General features: G+C 39.5%; 10 protein-coding genes. 1 reads left to right on the top strand and 9 read right to left on the bottom strand.

Annotated features, from left to right (window positions below):
- Positions 1 to 33: 33 nt before the first annotated feature.
- From BKO01S_RS09345 to BKO01S_RS09330, 4 genes are all read right to left on the bottom strand, one after another.
- Complete coding sequence (locus tag BKO01S_RS09345) at positions 34 to 1,506, bottom strand: response regulator (RefSeq protein ID WP_066052271.1); 1,473 nt, start codon at positions 1,504 to 1,506, stop codon at positions 34 to 36.
- Positions 1,484 to 3,271, bottom strand: coding sequence for a sensor histidine kinase (locus BKO01S_RS09340; protein WP_066052268.1), 1,788 nt, complete (start codon positions 3,269 to 3,271; stop codon positions 1,484 to 1,486). Before BKO01S_RS09340 ends, BKO01S_RS09345 begins: the two co-directional genes overlap by 23 nt.
- 287 nt (positions 3,272 to 3,558) lie before the next feature.
- Entirely contained in the window at positions 3,559 to 6,348 is a 2,790-nt protein-coding gene (locus BKO01S_RS09335; protein WP_232311212.1) for an alpha-L-rhamnosidase, read from the bottom strand.
- On the bottom strand, positions 6,332 to 7,672 hold the full coding sequence (locus BKO01S_RS09330) for an MFS transporter (RefSeq protein ID WP_066052261.1): 1,341 nt from the start codon (positions 7,670 to 7,672) through the stop codon (positions 6,332 to 6,334). The genes BKO01S_RS09335 and BKO01S_RS09330 overlap by 17 nt, the downstream gene beginning before the upstream one ends.
- Positions 7,673 to 7,899: 227 nt before the next feature.
- Between BKO01S_RS09330 and BKO01S_RS09325 the strand changes: the two genes are divergently transcribed.
- Positions 7,900 to 8,922 (top strand): AraC family transcriptional regulator, encoded by a 1,023-nt coding sequence (locus BKO01S_RS09325; protein WP_066052260.1) that lies wholly within the window; start codon positions 7,900 to 7,902, stop codon positions 8,920 to 8,922.
- A 94-nt stretch (positions 8,923 to 9,016) separates the two neighbouring features.
- Here BKO01S_RS09325 and BKO01S_RS09320 read toward each other — a convergent pair whose 3' ends face one another.
- The 5 genes from BKO01S_RS09320 to BKO01S_RS09300 form a co-directional block, all read right to left on the bottom strand.
- A complete protein-coding gene (locus tag BKO01S_RS09320) occupies positions 9,017 to 12,034 on the bottom strand; it encodes a family 78 glycoside hydrolase catalytic domain (protein ID WP_066052256.1) in 3,018 nt (1,005 codons plus the stop codon).
- Between the two features lie 261 nt (positions 12,035 to 12,295).
- The gene (gene rhaS, locus BKO01S_RS09315; RefSeq protein WP_066052253.1) at positions 12,296 to 13,339 is read right to left on the bottom strand and encodes a rhamnose ABC transporter substrate-binding protein; all 1,044 of its coding nucleotides are present in this window, start codon (positions 13,337 to 13,339) and stop codon (positions 12,296 to 12,298) included.
- Positions 13,340 to 13,400: 61 nt separating this feature from the next.
- Positions 13,401 to 14,411, bottom strand: coding sequence for an ABC transporter permease (locus BKO01S_RS09310; RefSeq protein WP_066052252.1), 1,011 nt, complete (start codon positions 14,409 to 14,411; stop codon positions 13,401 to 13,403).
- Positions 14,412 to 14,413: 2 nt separating this feature from the next.
- On the bottom strand, positions 14,414 to 15,421 hold the full coding sequence (locus tag BKO01S_RS09305; protein ID WP_066052248.1) for an ABC transporter permease: 1,008 nt from the start codon (positions 15,419 to 15,421) through the stop codon (positions 14,414 to 14,416).
- 12 nt (positions 15,422 to 15,433) lie between these two features.
- Complete coding sequence (locus tag BKO01S_RS09300) at positions 15,434 to 16,966, bottom strand: sugar ABC transporter ATP-binding protein (protein ID WP_066052245.1); 1,533 nt, start codon at positions 16,964 to 16,966, stop codon at positions 15,434 to 15,436.
- Positions 16,967 to 17,067 lie beyond the last annotated feature (101 nt).

The raw sequence follows: 17,067 nt of genomic DNA, 5'->3' as shown, positions 1-17,067 counted from the left end.
GTACATAAAATAGTCCTGTTCAATGGAACAGGACTATTTCATTTCCTTAAATTGACCTGGCTTGATACCTATATGCTTTTTAAAAAGCTCAGAGAAATGTCTATAGCTGTGATACCCTACTAACTCACTTACCTCAGCTACCTTTCTCCCTTGGGCCAGTAGCTGCTTGGCTTTTTCCATTCTTAGTTGGGTTAAATATTTAATATAGGATTCACCCATCTCTTCTTTAAATAAGAGGCTAAGATAGGTTGCGTTCATTCCAACATGCTCGGAAACCTCTTGTAGCGTGACGTCTCTTGTGTAGTTCTCTTTAATAAACGTACAAGCTCGTTCAATCGCCTCATGCTTATAAGTAGAACGAATGTTGATGGAAGCATGAATTATTTTTTCTAATTGATTGTAAAGCCATGAAAACATTTCTTCCTTTGTTTGTAGCTTTCGAATATCCTGATGCGGCATGTAGTCTGGCCAGACTTGATTTGGGTCACAACCTGTTTCCTTTACTACCTCAAGACCCAAATAGACAAGCTTTAATACCTCTCGTTCTATAACATCAGGGTGGAGTCTCTTTCTGTCAAATTGTTCGATTAATGCCTTCAACTGTTCAAACAATTCTTCTTTATTACCTGTCCGGATATGAAAGATGACAGCTTGTTCATGTTTGGATAGATCGGTGCTATGTCTTGGGTTTTCTCCAATATCCTCAAAACGGTACCACTCGAGTTCATTCATAAACTGTGTATATCGGAGCGCATGAAGTGCTTCATGATAGCTCTTATTTACTTCTAATAAATTGGTATAAGTCCTTCCCGAACCCACAGCTACTCGAACACGTTCAGACCAGTTCATTAAATGGTCCCAAACATCCCCACTATCCTTCACTAGATGAAAAATAACCAACAAGTTCTCAGCACCATTCTGAATCGTAATGATACGATGGCCTTCGTTTATCTCTGGTGGTTCGACGAATGACGAAAGTGAAAGAACCGTCACTCCCTCGAGCTCTTGTGCGTCTTGACCAAACAGTTCTCTCCACTGTGTTTCATTCCCTTTTTCCAACAATAATTGCAGGGTCTCTTTTTCTAGCTTTTCCTTCTGATTATAATCTTTTAATGAATTTACTGTTTCATGATGGGTAATCCGACTAATTGTTTTTTCTAAGGCTTCTTTGATCATGGAGATCGTAATTGGCTTCTCCAAATAATCCACGACACCTAGTTTTAAGGCTTTTTTCACGTAGTCAAACTCATTGAATCCACTAAACACGATACATTGCGTCTCCGGAGCATCCTTGATGATTTCTTCAATCACTTGTAACCCATTCTTCCCAGGCATTCGTATATCAGTAAAAACGATCTCCGGTCGATGTTTACGGAAAATATCAAGGGCCTCTTCACCATCAGCAGCTGTCCCCACCAACTCGACATCATATTCTGACCAGTCAATCATTCGTTCAAGACCTTTTAGCACGATAAACTCATCATCAAATATAACTGCTTTCCGCAAGATTTTGACCCCCTTTATTTTCTCTGAAACGAATCTCCACACAAGTGCCTTCATTTACCTTACTGTGAACCGTTAACTCACTATCTTCTCCATAGCATAAATATAGCCGCTCGCGGACATTTTGCATTCCATACCCGTTTCTAGTCCTATCTAAATCTGCTATTCCTACCCCATCGTCTCTAACGGTAAAAATAATCCATTCATCCTCAAAACGTCCAGTTAAAATAATCGTTCCTTTCCCGACCTTTGGCTCAAGTCCATGATAGATAGAGTTTTCCACTAGGGGCTGAAGAAGCAATTTAAGAATCTCCTTATCTAGTAAACGAGAATCTACTTCCTCCACATACACAAATCGGTGGTTAAAGCGGAAATTTTGAATCGTTAAATAATGCTTAATATGCTCAAGTTCCTTTGAAACAGGAATCATATCATTTCCATTATTTAAACTTAGCTTAAACGTTTCTGAGAGAGCTACAGCCATTTTTGCCACTTCATGATTATTTTCAAGAGAGGCCATCCAGTACATAGAATCTAGCGTATTATATAGAAAATGCGGCTTAATTTGTGCCTGTAATGCTCGTAGCTCCGCTTCTCTTTTCTTTAGTTGCGACCGTATTAATTCTTCATTTAATACTTTATTTTCCCCTGTTATTTTTTGAAAGGTCTGGCCGATTGCTCCGATTTCATCGGTTGGATCATCTGTTTCCGAAGGCTGTATAAGACCACTCGTCCATTCAGCTGCCATTTTCCTTAACCGAACAATGGGATTGGATAGAGTTTCAGATAATAAAAAGGAGAAAACAAATGCGACAATGGCAATAACCGACGCAATCGAAATAGTTACATTCCTTATCTGATTGGATTGCTTTAGCAATTCTTTTTCGTTAATCACATGGGAAAAGGTCCAGCCAGTAATCCGATTCTTATAATCTGTGACAATGTATCCTTGATTTTCCAACTCCTCTAATGGGGAGACCTCTCTATTTTGTGACTCCTTTACCTGCAAAGAACTTGGGTACCGGTACACATCCCTGTAAATTCCCTGTGAATCGTCAAGAATGAGAAAGGCACTATTGTCACTCTTTTTGAACACTCTTGAAAATATGGATTTATTAATATTCACCACTAGTAATCCTGTAGTGGTAGGATCATAAAATTCTCCTGGATCTTTCAGTAGCTTTACCGATGAAAAGGTCTTACTAGATTTATTTCCTTGTAAGACATTATAGCCATAGAAAATGGATTTCCCGTCCTTTTGGACAGCATCCCTATACCACTCTGTCTCTTCTATGTGTTCATGAAAGCCGCCATTGCCATATCTACCATAGCTTTCAGACTTCCCATAGCACATTCCTTGAAAGTTTACATTGAATATACATACAGATTCGATGTCTTGTGTATCTATTAAACTACTCGCTAGATGATCCTGCAGCCTTCGAAGCGATCCGTTGTCAACCAACCTCCCCCCTGCAACATCTAGAGTGACACTTTCTTTCAGTTCTTTTTGGACGTCCTTATTCCATGTAATGATCCGCTCCATATTAATGATGTTACGGAATAAAAGGTCTGCAACTTCACTCGATGTCTCTAAATGGTTTTGTATGGTTTCCGTCTGGTTTTTAACCAATAAATCCTTTGTAATATTAAATGAGACAAAACCAAGCCCCATTAATGGCCCAATCGATAGAGCTAAAATTAAGATGAAGTTTCTGTAACGATATTTTTCATTTTTTAGTTTTCTCTTTATTGTATTAAGCGCTTTCATATTACTCATCACCTTTTGCACGAAAGGGTTGCTAATCTTTTATGTAACTATAATATATTGATTAACCGAATGCTATGGTTTTTTTAATAAAAAAAACTGGTCGAAATTACATTCGACCAGTACTTTTGGAGGCTCTAGAGGGTCATTTAACGTTGTTAAATCCCTTTTGGAACTAAATTGTGTTCCTGAGAGCTTCTTTTCAGGTGTTTATTTGCGATTCTGGAAATTTATTTGCGATTCCTGAAATATATTTGCGATTCCTGAAACTTATTTGCGATCTCGACCATTTACTTACTATTTAAAACGCATTTTTCAGCATACTCAATCTGGTGAATTCCACTTCCAACAACAAACTTTACTTTTCCATCACCAGTATAGGTCAATCCATCCCAGTCACCCGTGATATCCGCATTTGGAGGAAGGATGACGGTTGCTGTTGTGTTTGCTGGCACCTCAATTTCTAATTGAACCGTATGATTTTTTTTGAGCCAAGACGATGAAAGGATCCCATATCCTGTTTTAAGTTTTGCTTTTGCAAAAGTTAATCCACAATCGGTATGGGGTTCGATGATGCTCGTTTTATATCCAGGTTGATCATGCTTGATGCCGGCAATATGTCTATATAGCCAATCACCAATACATCCAAACGCATAATGGTTAAATGACATATGACCAACTGTTCCGTCCGGTGAGATCGCTGACCATGATTCCCAAATCGTAGTTGCCCCTTTTTCGACTTCATAGAGCCAAGATGGACATTCAGTTTGATAGAGTAGTCGATAGGCGAGATCGGCCTGACCTTCTTCACACAATACATCCATTAAATAGGGGATTGATAGGAATCCCGTATCAAGCTTATACCCATTCTCCTTGATTAATTCAACTAATTGGTTGACCACCAGCGAACGTTTTTGCTCAGACACCATATTCATTTGCAGAGCTAATATATATATTCCTTGAAAATGCGAGCTGATTCTCCCTTTATCATCCACATACTCTTCCTCAAAAGCTTTTCTAATTTGGCTATTCAAGTCTTTGTACATAGACTCCATTTCTGGCTTCCCAAGGACTTTTGAAATTTCGGCTAAAAGGAGTGTCGAATTTGCGTAAAAGCACGTTGCCACGAGTTCTTTTGTCCGAATAGCACTTTCCATCGGATTTTTTATGCTAGGTATTAGCCAATCTCCAAAATGGAATCCTGTATTCCATAAGTATTTTTGCCTTTCTAAACGAATAGGATCTCGGTCTTCTAAATGGTCTGGAATTCCCGTCTCTGCTTTTTGACGAACATAACTCATCCATTTCGTCATCGCTTCAAAATTCTCTTCTAATATCCGCTTATCCCCATATCTTTCGTACAATACCCAAGGAACAATAATGATGGCATCGCCCCACCCAGCACTCGAAAGTTCTCCCCCATTTGCTGCACTTTCCGGCTCGTAATATTTTCCAGTTGGTACAAAATTGGCGATTTGACCATCAGGAAATTGCTCTAAACGGACATCAACCAACCACCTGGTTAAGAAGGAATCAACATCCATATTAAAGGCAGCTGTTGGAGCAAACACCTGAAGATCCCCTGTCCAACCTGCTTTTTCTCGTTGAGGACAGTCTGTCGGAATCGATAACATATTCGTTTTTTGACTCCATTGGATGTTGTGCTGCAATTGATTTACTCTACCATCAGAGCATTTAAAATGGCCAGTCGTCTCCATATCACTATATAAGACGATCGCTTTTACATCTGTTTTTCGAATGTTATGTGGATGACCTGTTACACGTACATATCGGAAACCATGATAGGTAAAACTAGGTTCATAGGTTTCCATCCCATTTCCTTTTGCGATATAGACATCTATTTGGTCTTTATTTCGACCCATAATATTCATGAAAAATTTTCCGTCTTGGTCCAATACCTCACTATGTTCCATACAAATGGTCGTGCCCCGCGGGACATTTATGCTCATTTGAATACGCCCCGCAATGGTTTGGCCAAAGTCTATAATTTGGGAACCATCCTCTTCCATGTGGATATCGCATGGTAGTAATTCCTCCATGGCTTTTACACTTGGTCCATATTGGGCCGTAAGATTTTCGAATGAGTAGTTCACACAATTAACCTCAGACCAGCCAGATGCAACAAAATTAGAACAACTCCAAGCCTCCTGCTCGAGTCTTGCATCATATTTTTCACCAATAAATAAGTCAGCATATTGCCAAGGTCCAGGACTTGAGACGAAGTTTTCATCAGAGGTTACGATTTCTATTGTTCCATCTTCATATTCCATTTCTAATTGAAGCAATAAACCTAGTTTGTTTCCATATTGACAGCTATGCCCCGTTAATTGAATCCGTCCGGTATACCAGCCGTCGGCAACTATTACACCGAGTACATTGTCACCATTATGAATGTACGGCGTGACATCATAGGTTTGATACTGAAGATGTACATCATAGGCCGTAAAATCTGGGGCAAATTCTATGTCTCCTACCCTTCGCCCGTTAAGCTCCAATTGATAAATTCCATGGCTGGTTACATATACTCTTGCTTTTTTTACTCTTTTTTCAGCCGTAAAAGGACGTCGTAACAACTGAGGAGGTCGAAGATTCTTCGCTCTTTCCTCGAGACTTTCTGCCTTTAGACCACCAGAAAAGATTTCTTTTATGGTGATAAAATCTTCCTCCACTGCTTCTTGTTGTTCAGGTTCAATCCAGCTTGCCAGCCAATCTTCCTGTTTTAACAATCCCATTTCCCACGATGCAAGCTGACTCCAATCGGATTCCCTTCCTTGGTTATCCCATACTTTCACTTTCCAATCATATCGTTTACGTGACTGTAAAGGAGTTCCCTGATAGTCAATCCAAAGTGATTGGTCACTCTTTACTTTTTCCGTATTCCATACCTCGGTTCCGTCATCATCCGTTACAATGACGTGGTAAGCTGTTTGCAAAATATGATGTTGCTCCGTTTGAATCCACCAACTCAATCGTGGGGTAACCACATCTATTCCTAACGGGTGTTTCTGACTTTCTACCGTTAGATTTTCAACCCATAAATCTCTATCCATTAATAACACCGCTTTCAATTGTTTGACTCTTTGATGGTTTCGTTTTATAGAAAAGCATCAACACGGTAAATAAAAGTGCACAGGCTGCTGGAATTAAAGCAGACGTAACAAGAATTCCTTCTAAACTTTGAGGGGTTGGCGCGCTGCCTGCTTGATATCCATAAGCTGCTAGAACAAACCCGGCAAGTCCACCGGAAAGCGATGAACCAAGCTTTTGAATAAAGTTATAAAGAGAATAATAGACTCCTTCAATATGCAACCCATTCTGTCTGACAGAGTAAGAGATGGCATCAGGTAGTGCTCCCCAAGCAGCAAACATAACTAATCCCGTTAATGCTCCAGCCAAAATATTAAGAACTAAAACCATTGGTGCCATATTTACAGGTGTGAAATAAATTAAGAGGAAGTCAATAACCGATAAAGCGCCTATTAAAATATAAAAGTTTCTTATTCCGATACGAATAGCTATAGCGGGTAACACTAGAGTTAGAACTAAGCCAATGATCCCTCCAAGACCTGAAACCACACTAAACAAATTAGGATTACCTACATTGTAAATAAAATAGTAGATACCAGAAGCTCCACGAATACCTAGACTCAATTGAGCTAATAAGAAGGACGCAGATAAGATCAAAAATGGTATATTGGTCCCCACGGTTTTGATGGCTAACTTAAATGGAATCTGTTCTCTTATTTCATTCTCTATCACTTTCTCAGCTGTCCCTTTAAAACAAATTAGAATTAAGATAATAGATAAGACTCCAATAAAGGCTCCCATAAAGAAATAGCCAGCCTTGGGACTTGGAAATAACCCTACGATTGGTACAGCAATCGTACCTGCAATGGCTGCCGATAAACCTGAAAACAGAACGAGATACTTCGTTAAATGCGTTCTTTCTTGAACATTGTCCGTCATAACCGTGTTTAATGCGGCATGAGGAATACTGACAATACTATACAAGATACTGATTAACAAATATAAAGTGAAAGCGTAAAATACCTTACCTGTTTCGGTAAAATTCGGTGCATAAAACAAAAGCGCTGTGACGACTCCATATGGGACTGCACCAAACAGTAGGTAAGGTCTCATCTTCCCCCACTTCGATTTTGTTTTATCAACTAAAAATCCAAATGGTAGGTCAAATCCCGCATCAATAAGGCGTACTACTAACAAGATAGACCCTGCAGTAGCCGCTGGTATTTTTAGTACATCCGTATAAAAGTACATAATATACATCGATATGAAAATATAAACGATATCTTTCCCAAAAGCACCTGAACCAAAAGCTAATTTTTCTTTTAAAGTGACACTGCCAGCTTCTTTCCCCTTCATTTTCTTAACCCCCTAGTATTTTATTTCGCTTACTTCGAACAATATGGCAAATGTTAACTATTAAACTAATAACAAATTATTTGCTCACTTTATTCAATAAATCCTTTGCTTTTATTATGTAAGCGATGTCATAATTATCTTATATAAATTTATCTGAATTTTTAATATCAAATCATATCTTGTTTTATAACAAATCTTAACCTTTAAAGAAAGGGGGAGTGAAATCTATGCTCGTTGCCGAGTTGGAAGAGTATTTAAAAACCTATGACATAATCGAAACCGTTGCCATTAATACAGGAATAACCCAGATCCATGAAATATTGCCTTTAATCCATTCGCCGGGAACAGGAAATAAGATGTTTTCTGAAGAGGTTCTCTCAGGGGATATATTCATGAAAAATACGGAAAAAATGACTTTTAAGAAGCATCCCCGTTTTGTGGAGGTGCTCCCCCATAAACATGATTTTTTAGAAATTAGCTACGCCTACAGGGGAGGTTTCACCCAGGTAATTAATGAACAGGTGGTGAGAATGGAGGAAGGTGACCTAACCATATTGGATACCGATGTGGTTCACACCATCAATAAAGTAGCAGAAGAATCAATTATCATTAATATTCTGATTAGAAAGGATTATTTTAATCAAAGTATTTTAGCTCGTTTAACAGAAAATGACCTCATTTCGGAATTCGTTATCGATGCCATCTATAAACCGAGTATGAATGGACGTTACCTATACTTTCCCTCACGTGGAAATGAGAAAATCAAATATTATATCGCTACAGCCATGTGCGAATCCTTGGACCCTGATGTGGCCAGCATTGAAGTGGTTAATTGTAACGTCATCCTGCTTTTTACGGAGCTTCTGAGGTTGTCTAAGAAAAGCAATCTGGAAGTGAACGATGTAACAAAGGGAAAGAGATCCCTTGTAGAAATTCTAAATTATTTGGAGGAACATTATTTAACGGTCACCCTCAGCGAGGTTGCTGAACACTTTCACTTTCATCCTAACTATTTTAGTAGGTTTTTTAAGGAAAATCTCGGTAAAACCTTTAGTGAAATGATTCAAGAACTTCGACTTCGCCAGGCAAAACTATTACTTGAAAATACAACCTTCCAAATCAATCATATTGCGGATGAAGTAGGCTACACCAATTTCAATCATTTCTATAAAAAGTTTAAGGAGCATTATCACGTTACTCCTGCCGAATACCGAAAGCAATATATTGAGCAGAGGGATAAGAAGGCTTGAGTGCTAGAAAATTAAAATTTTAAAAATGTATCGAAAAAAAAGAATGAGAGGACATTAACCCTCAAGGGATTAATGTCCTCTCTACTCATGTTTTTTAATTCACCTTAGATGTTATATCATATGTCCCTGAGCTTACCTCACAATACACCTTTCCATCTTTCACCTCAATTACCTTTATTCCCTTAGCTTTTGAAAGTGAGACCCCACCTTCTGTCACTTCATTTACATTCGTAGCTGGAATGACTAAGGTTGCAGATGTGTTAGCTGGTACCGTTACTTGATACTTGAATGTACCGTTTTTCACCTTCCAATTACTCTTTATTTCCCCATAGACTGAATCATAGGATCCATTCACCCAAGATATACGATTTTCCCCATCAATGGTTGGTTGCAAGACAAAATGTTGAAATCCTGGTTTTTCAGGGTCATTTGAGATTCCAGCCATATATTTATACATCCATTCAGCTACCGCTCCATAAGAATAGTGATTAAAAGAATTCATACCTGAATCACCAAAGCTATCCTCAATAGAGTAGGAATTCCATCTCTCCCAAATCGTCGTTGCACCATTTTTCACACTGTATAACCAAGATGGCATTTCATCTTGTAATAGTAGTGTATAAGCTAAATCATTATCCCCTATATCAGATAATGTTGGTAGAAGAACATTTACTCCAAGGAAGCCAACTGCTAATGTATTTTCTGGTTGACCTGGACGAATCAAGCTTCCCTCATTTTTAATATTTGCAGTAAGGTTTTGAACCATTGTTTCTCTTTGTTGTTCCGTCTCGTATAATCCAAGTTTCAAAGCCCAAAGTAATCCCGTTTGGGCATTATCAGCTCCAGGATATCCATGTCTTGATTGAGTAAAATTATCTGCACTAGCTGTAAGTAAATTACCCTCGTCATCAAAGTATTTATTTACAAAATCAGTCTTAGTCTTTGCATATAACTCTTCATACTTGTCTACTGCTGTCTCATTTCCAATTACCTTGGCCATTTTAGCCATTAATTGTGCATCATAAGCACGATAGACTGTATTTAAATAGACCGTAGAGGTTGCTTGGAAGGCCAACCAATCCCCAAATAATCCCGTGTTATAGCCATTTTTCCCTACATAATCCATATACCTATCCATCTGAGCAAAATTCTTTTCGATGACTGTTGTATCTCCTGTTTGTTGGTATAATACCCATGGAATAATGATTCCCGCATCACTCCATCCGGAAGCTACCGTATTAGCAAAAAATCCAACAAACGCACCAGGCATAATGCTTCCATAAATACCATTATTATTTTTATTATGTGTATCCATGATCTCACTATAATTCTCTAAAAATGAAAAGTCATTATAGTTATAAACCGCTGACTGTGCAAATAATTGAGCATCTCCCGCCCAGCCTGCACGTTCGGCTCTTTGCGGAGAGTCAGTAGGGATGGAAAGGTAATTCGATCTCTGTCCCCATAACACATTCGAAAATAATTTATTTACATCACTATTAGAAGTAGCGAGATCTCCTGTCTGATCTTTTACTGAGGTGATGATCTTTCCTTCTGCTGAGTGTATTCTAATATCTGCATCGGCTGTCACTTCCATATACCTATAACCATGGAAAGTAAATACTGACTGATATTCTTCTACACCCTGTCCTGAAAGAATATACTTATCCGTTTGGGCAGCACTTGTTAACGCTTTTCGATAAAGGGTATCCTTTGGTCCGTCACTACCACCTGACGTAATTTCCGGATTTTTCTTCCCATCATTAATCATTTCCGCAAATCTCATGGTAACAGTGCTTCCTGTATCACCAGAGACCTTAATATTTGGTACCCCGGCCATATTCTGTCCCATATCAACGATAAGTATTTCTCCCGCCTTAAGATGGATCGTAGAGTTTGGCTTCACTTTTGTTGTTACGGCATGACCAAATTCGTAAGGAGACTCACCACCATTTTGTAAGGATTGCTCTATTTTACTATATTTATAGGCTCCAATTGGTTGTTGAGTATATTCCTCTGCCACTCGTGCTGCTGCAGCTCGACTACCTTTTACCTCTCCTTTGTAAATAATACTTGATACAGGTGACCATTCACTGTCATCGTACTTAACATTATTCCATCCTTCTATTTCCTTAGCGATATTAGCATCATATGTCTCCCCATCAAAGAAATCATTTGTTACAACTGGACTCTTTTCACTAGATTTCCAGGTTGACTCATTAGTAACTATGACATCTCTGCTGCCATCCTTGTAAGTAATGACCAATTTTGCTAATAAAGCTAACTTATTCCCTGATACCTTTGTATATTGGCCTACTTGCCCAATACGTCCTCCGTACCAACCTTTCCCTACCATCACTCCCAGGCTTAGATGACTCTTGTTAGATAAATAGCTGGTAACATCGTAGGCTTGATAGTTTACATAGGAATTATAATCGGTCCATCCTGGGTTAAACGTTTCGTCCACTGCCTTTTCGTGACCCTGAAGTAACTGTACCTCTTTCCCATTAATAAATGCTTCATAAATTCCTAAAGAGGAAATATAAAGTTGGGCATTTTGTATCGGTTTGTTGGTTACCTTTTGCTCCGTTCGGAATAGGGTTACATTTACCGGGTCAGTCGCTGCTTTATTATTAGTAATCCACTGCGCTCCATCCCAATTCGTTGTTCCGTCTGTACTCATTAGACCTGTTTCGAAATAAGCATTCTGTTTGGATTCTAAAACTTTATTATTTTGATCCCATACTTTTACATTCCAATAATAACGTGTGCTAGGTTTCAGCTTTGTTTCTCCTGTATACTTTAAATTAACAGATTGAGATGAAGAAACCTTTCCACTACTCCAAACAACGTTTTCTTGTTTTAAATTTTTCTCACTATCAGCTATCACTATCTCATAAGCAAGTTGTTTGGCTCCACGGACATTCGACAACATATTCCAACTGAATCTAGGTTTCTCAGAATCTACTCCAACAGGATTTTCCATATACTCTACTTTCAGATTGGTAATGGAGCCAGGTGGGGATGCCTTTACCGTTTTTGTAATTGGAAATAGCAAACTAACAGTTAAAATAAAAGAAAGCACGATAATCACTGCACGTTTAAACCTCATTGTTTTCCTCCTCTTCTAAAAATCAAGCCAAATGTTTTTAGGAAATAAAAGCTACTACAAATTCCACCTCCTTTATATGAATCCGCTTACATTTTAATATAAAAAATAATGTCTTGACTGGAAAGGGGACATTCTTCGGGTATAGGGGTTGATATTCGGAACTTTCCAACCTTTTATACAGAAACTAACCGGTTAATACGATACCAATAGTACAATAATAAAGGGCTTACAGTTAAAAATGTCTGTAAGCCCAGTGAACTCTTAATACACTTCTTTCCACTCAGCAATATTGCTCGCATCAAATTTGAACGGATCGCCAAGCATGATTTGCGTGCCATCTCCGTCTTCCACAACTTCCTTCTCACCAAGGTCACCAGCTGTGAACTTGTCGCCCACTTTTCCAGTAATTGTTTCGCTCACAAGAGCATCTGCAGCATATCCTGCTAAGTATCCTACATCAATTGGATTCCATAGATACATCCAATCACAGACACCGCTTTCAATATACTCTGCCATTTCACTAGGTAATCCAAGACCTGTTAAATGAACCTTATCTTTTAATCCTTTATCTGTTAGTACTTTCCCAGCAGCCGCAATCCCAACAGTGGTAGGTGCGATAATTCCTTTTAAATCTGGGTATGATTTTAATAGAGCTTCTGTTTCGGATACACTCTTGTCTCTTAAGTCATCACCATATGCAACTTTTACAAGTTCGATATCTTTATATTTTGGATCCTTTAAGGTTTCCTTCATTTGCTCAATCCAAGCGTTTTGGTTTGTTGCTTGAGAGGTTGCACTAAGTACAGCAATTTGTCCTTTTCCACCAATCATTTCAGAAATGGCTTCAATTTGTACACGTCCAATTGCAACAGGGTCCGCTTGGTTAACGTGAACCATACGACTTTGTGCATTAACAGCAGAGTCAAGAGAAAGAACTTTAATGCCTTGGTCCATTGCTTTTTTCAAGGCCGGTTGAAGAGCATCTGGATCATTTCCTACGATCGCAATACTATCCACTTTTTGCGAGATCAGCTCTTCAATCATTTGAATTTGAGCTTCAGCAGTCGGCTGGTCTGGAGCTTTTAAAATTGCTTCATGTCCAAGCGCCTCAATGGCTTGCTTAAACCCATCCATTTGTTTTTCCCCATAAGGGTTACCAGTGTTTTTAAATACAATCGCGAAACGTTTCTTGCCATCCTTGCTACCAGAATCGCTAGATCCCTCGTTCGAGGATGTTTGCGAGCATGCAGCAAGCGTTGAGAATACAAGAAAAATTGACAAAAACCCTAAAAATAGCTTTTTCATTCTTTTCTCCCCTTTTTTGTGTTGTGTTTTTATCTACAAACAGTCTTTGACTGCATTGTAATTATCCAGCGATCTGTTCGTCTTGACTCTTCGGTGGCTTCCCTTTTGCCTTCTTTTTTGGTTTCAGATTAGGAACCATGACTGCTACAATGAGCAACAGTCCAATGATGATCATTAGCACTTGTGCTGGCATATTGATCAGTCCCAGTCCATACCGTAAAAATCCGATGAGGAAAACGGCGATAATGGCACCAATCATTTTTCCTTTTCCACCAGCTGTACTAATTCCACCTAACACCACCATCGCGATCACATCTAATTCGTATCCGAGCGCCACATTGGGTCTTGTACTTCCCATTCTTGATGTTAAAAAGAGGGCCGTAATAGCTGCCATCACACCAGCAAGCGTAAAGACAAGAATTTTGATTTTATCTACTTGAACACCAGAGAAGCGACTGGCTGTTGGATTGTTTCCAATTGCGTAAATTCGTCTCCCAAATGTCGTTTTGTGTAGCAATAACCCAAACAGTACCGCCATCACGACAAAAGCAATCAAGATAAACGGAACGCCGCCAATATATCCCCATCCTAAGAATCCAAACCATTCAGGGAAAGAACCTGCTGATTGATCTTCTAGAATGATATAAGCAATTCCGCGATAGATAATCATCGTGGAGAGAGTAACAATTACGGCTGAAAGCTCCTTAAACCTTACAATCAGCAGTCCGTTAATCAACCCGCAAACAGCTCCCACCGCTAGGCAAATCACCACCGCTAACTCCATTGGAACACCTAAGGTATACAAATGAGCCATTACTACCGAAGCCAATGCTACTGTAGATGAAACAGAAATATCAATATCACGCAAAATCATAATCATAACCATCGGAAAGACCATAAATGCCTTATCAAGGAACGTCATGGTTGCATCCCGTAGACCAACACTATCTAAATAGAAGGGTGATAGATTCGTATTTATGACATTAACAACTAGAAACAATAGTATGAGCATCCATTCCCACTGCAGGAAGAAGCCCTTCCATGAAAATGGTTTTTTATTTACCTGATCCATTGTTAGATTCTCCTCCTCATGAGAGCATTCATATCTACTCCTCGTTTCACAAGGGCATTTAATACAACAGCGATGAGGATAATGGACCCTTGTATTCCTGTCTGCCAGAAAGGAGAAACATTGATTAAAGGAAGGGCATTATTCATAATCCCAATTAACACCGAACCTAGGATAATTCCTGAGATTTTCCCCGATCCTCCCGCAATATTTACTCCACCAAGAACACATGCAGCAATGACTGTTAACTCATAACCAGACGCTGTATCTCCTTGAGCCGAAGCGAATTTCGATACCCACAACACTCCAGCTAAACCAGACAGACCACCCATGATCGTGTACACAAGCCAGATAATCTTATCATGGTTAATTCCACTTATTTTTGCTGAATCAGGATTGCTCCCTACCGCATAAATTTGTCTGCCCGTTCTTGTATGATTTATAAAATAATAGAATGCTACATAAATGAGTACAGCTATTAGAATGAGATTATTGATTCCTAAAAAGGAACCCGTTGCTATGCCTTTAAAACTTTCTGGCATTTGATGAGCACTCACCCATTGTCCACCGCTCACCATAAAGGTAAGACCACGGAAGATATACATCATCCCCAGCGTCGCGATGATGGGAAGAACGCCTCCCTTTGAAATGATTGCTCCTAAGATCAACCCACTCACCAGTCCAACCAAAGTTCCTAATAAAATCGCCAAGATGGGGCTCAAATTCGGAAAAGCTCCAACCGTTAAGGCCGCAATCATTCCTGATAATGCAAGAGTGGCCCCGATCGATAAATCAATTCCTCTTGTGATAATAACAAGCATCATTCCCACAGCAAGAATGCTTAAGATCGCTGTATTCGTAATCATGTCATTAATATTTTCCAATGTTAAAAAGCTCGAGTTTCTCCATTGAATGACGACCGATAGGATAATAATGAAGCCGAGTAATCCGACCTCACGGAACTTGGCGATATTTTCAATGAGCGTTCCTTTTTGTTCATTATTTGCAACCATACTTCTCTCTCCTTATAAGCCAGATGCCTCAAGCGATTGACCTTCTGTTGATTCCTTACTCGCCATCGCTGCTTCAAGAATTGCTTCTTGTGTCGCCTGCTTTGCTTGAATTTCTGCTGTAATTCTTCCTTCTCTCATAACAAGAATTCGGTCACTCATACTAATGACTTCTGGCATCTCCGAGGAAACCATAATAACGCCGTATCCTTGTGCAGCCAGATTGCTGATAATTTCATAGATGGCCGACTTCGCTCCAACATCGACCCCTTTCGTTGGCTCATCAAGGATAATAATGTCCAAACCTGTCATCAGAAGCTTTGCCACAGCCACCTTTTGCTGATTTCCCCCTGAAAGAGAGCTAACCAAGTTGGCCACATTCGGTGTTTTCACGTTCACTTTTTTGGATAGATGATTAGCATACTCGTCTTCCTTCTTTCGATTCATCCACCCTTTTTTGGAGATTAAAGATAAGGAAGATAAGGTAATATTCTTATCAATTCCCCATGAAAGAATGAGGCCTTGCTGTTGCCGATCCTCAGGCAAGTATCCTATTCCTTTGTTCATCGCCTGAAGCGGCGTTTGAATGGTTGTTTCGACCCCTTTGACAAAAATCTTCCCTTTGTCAGCTGGCTCTACACCGAAAATGGCCTGACATACTTCGCTTCGTCCCGCTCCTACCAGTCCGGTGATTCCAAGGATTTCCCCCTTGCGAAGCGAAAAGGAGACATCTGCAAAAAATCCTGTTTTCCCTAATCCCTCGACTCTTAGTACTTCGGATCCTATGGTAGTCTCTACCTTTGGAAACAGCTGCTTAATTTCTCTCCCGACCATCGCGACAATTAAGTCTTCATTGGGAATATCATGAACACCCCAAGAGCCGATATATTTGGAGTCTCTAAACACGGTTACCTTGCTTGCCAATCGATACATATCCTCGAACCGGTGCGAAATGAAAATGATCGATGTCCCACTATCTCTTAACTTTTCCGTTATTCGATAAAGGTCTTCACTCTCGTTTCTGCTCAAGGCTGCTGTTGGTTCATCCATAATGATGATTTTCGCATTTGTGGAAAGAGCTTTAGCGATTTCCACCATCTGTTGCTGTGCGACACTGAGCGTTCCCATGATGGTTTTCGCATCAAAGCTGGCACCTAATTCCTTTAACAACCGATTGGCTTCTTCATGCATTTCCTTCCATCGAATTCTTCTTGTTCCTTTTTGTATCTTTTCGTGACCCATAAAAATATTTTCCGTCACACTTAAGTCAGGGTAGCAGGTCACATGCTGGTAGATCGCAGCGATTCCAACCTTTTGCGCTTCTGTTGGATTTTTGAAATTGACCTCTTTTCCATTAAGAAACATCTGCCCTTCATCTGGCTGATGAACCCCCGTAATGACCTTGATAAAAGTCGATTTCCCCGCTCCGTTTTCCCCCATTAATGCATGAATCTCTCCCGGTCCTAACTGAAATTGAACATTATCAAGAGCTTTTACACCTGGAAAGGTCTTCGTAATCCCTCTTAGTTCAAGCACAAACTCAGACATCTCTTTCACTCCTAACCCCTTTTCATTCTCTATGATTCATACAATTCATTCTGTATTGTATCCGCTTACATATAGGTTACCTTCTCCCCTCCTATACGAAA

Source organism: Robertmurraya korlensis NBRC 107688, assembly GCF_001591645.1.
Classification (GTDB): domain Bacteria; phylum Bacillota; class Bacilli; order Bacillales; family Cytobacillaceae; genus Robertmurraya_A.
Note: the sequence above shows the minus strand (reverse complement) of the source record. Positions and strands in the feature narration are given on the sequence as shown.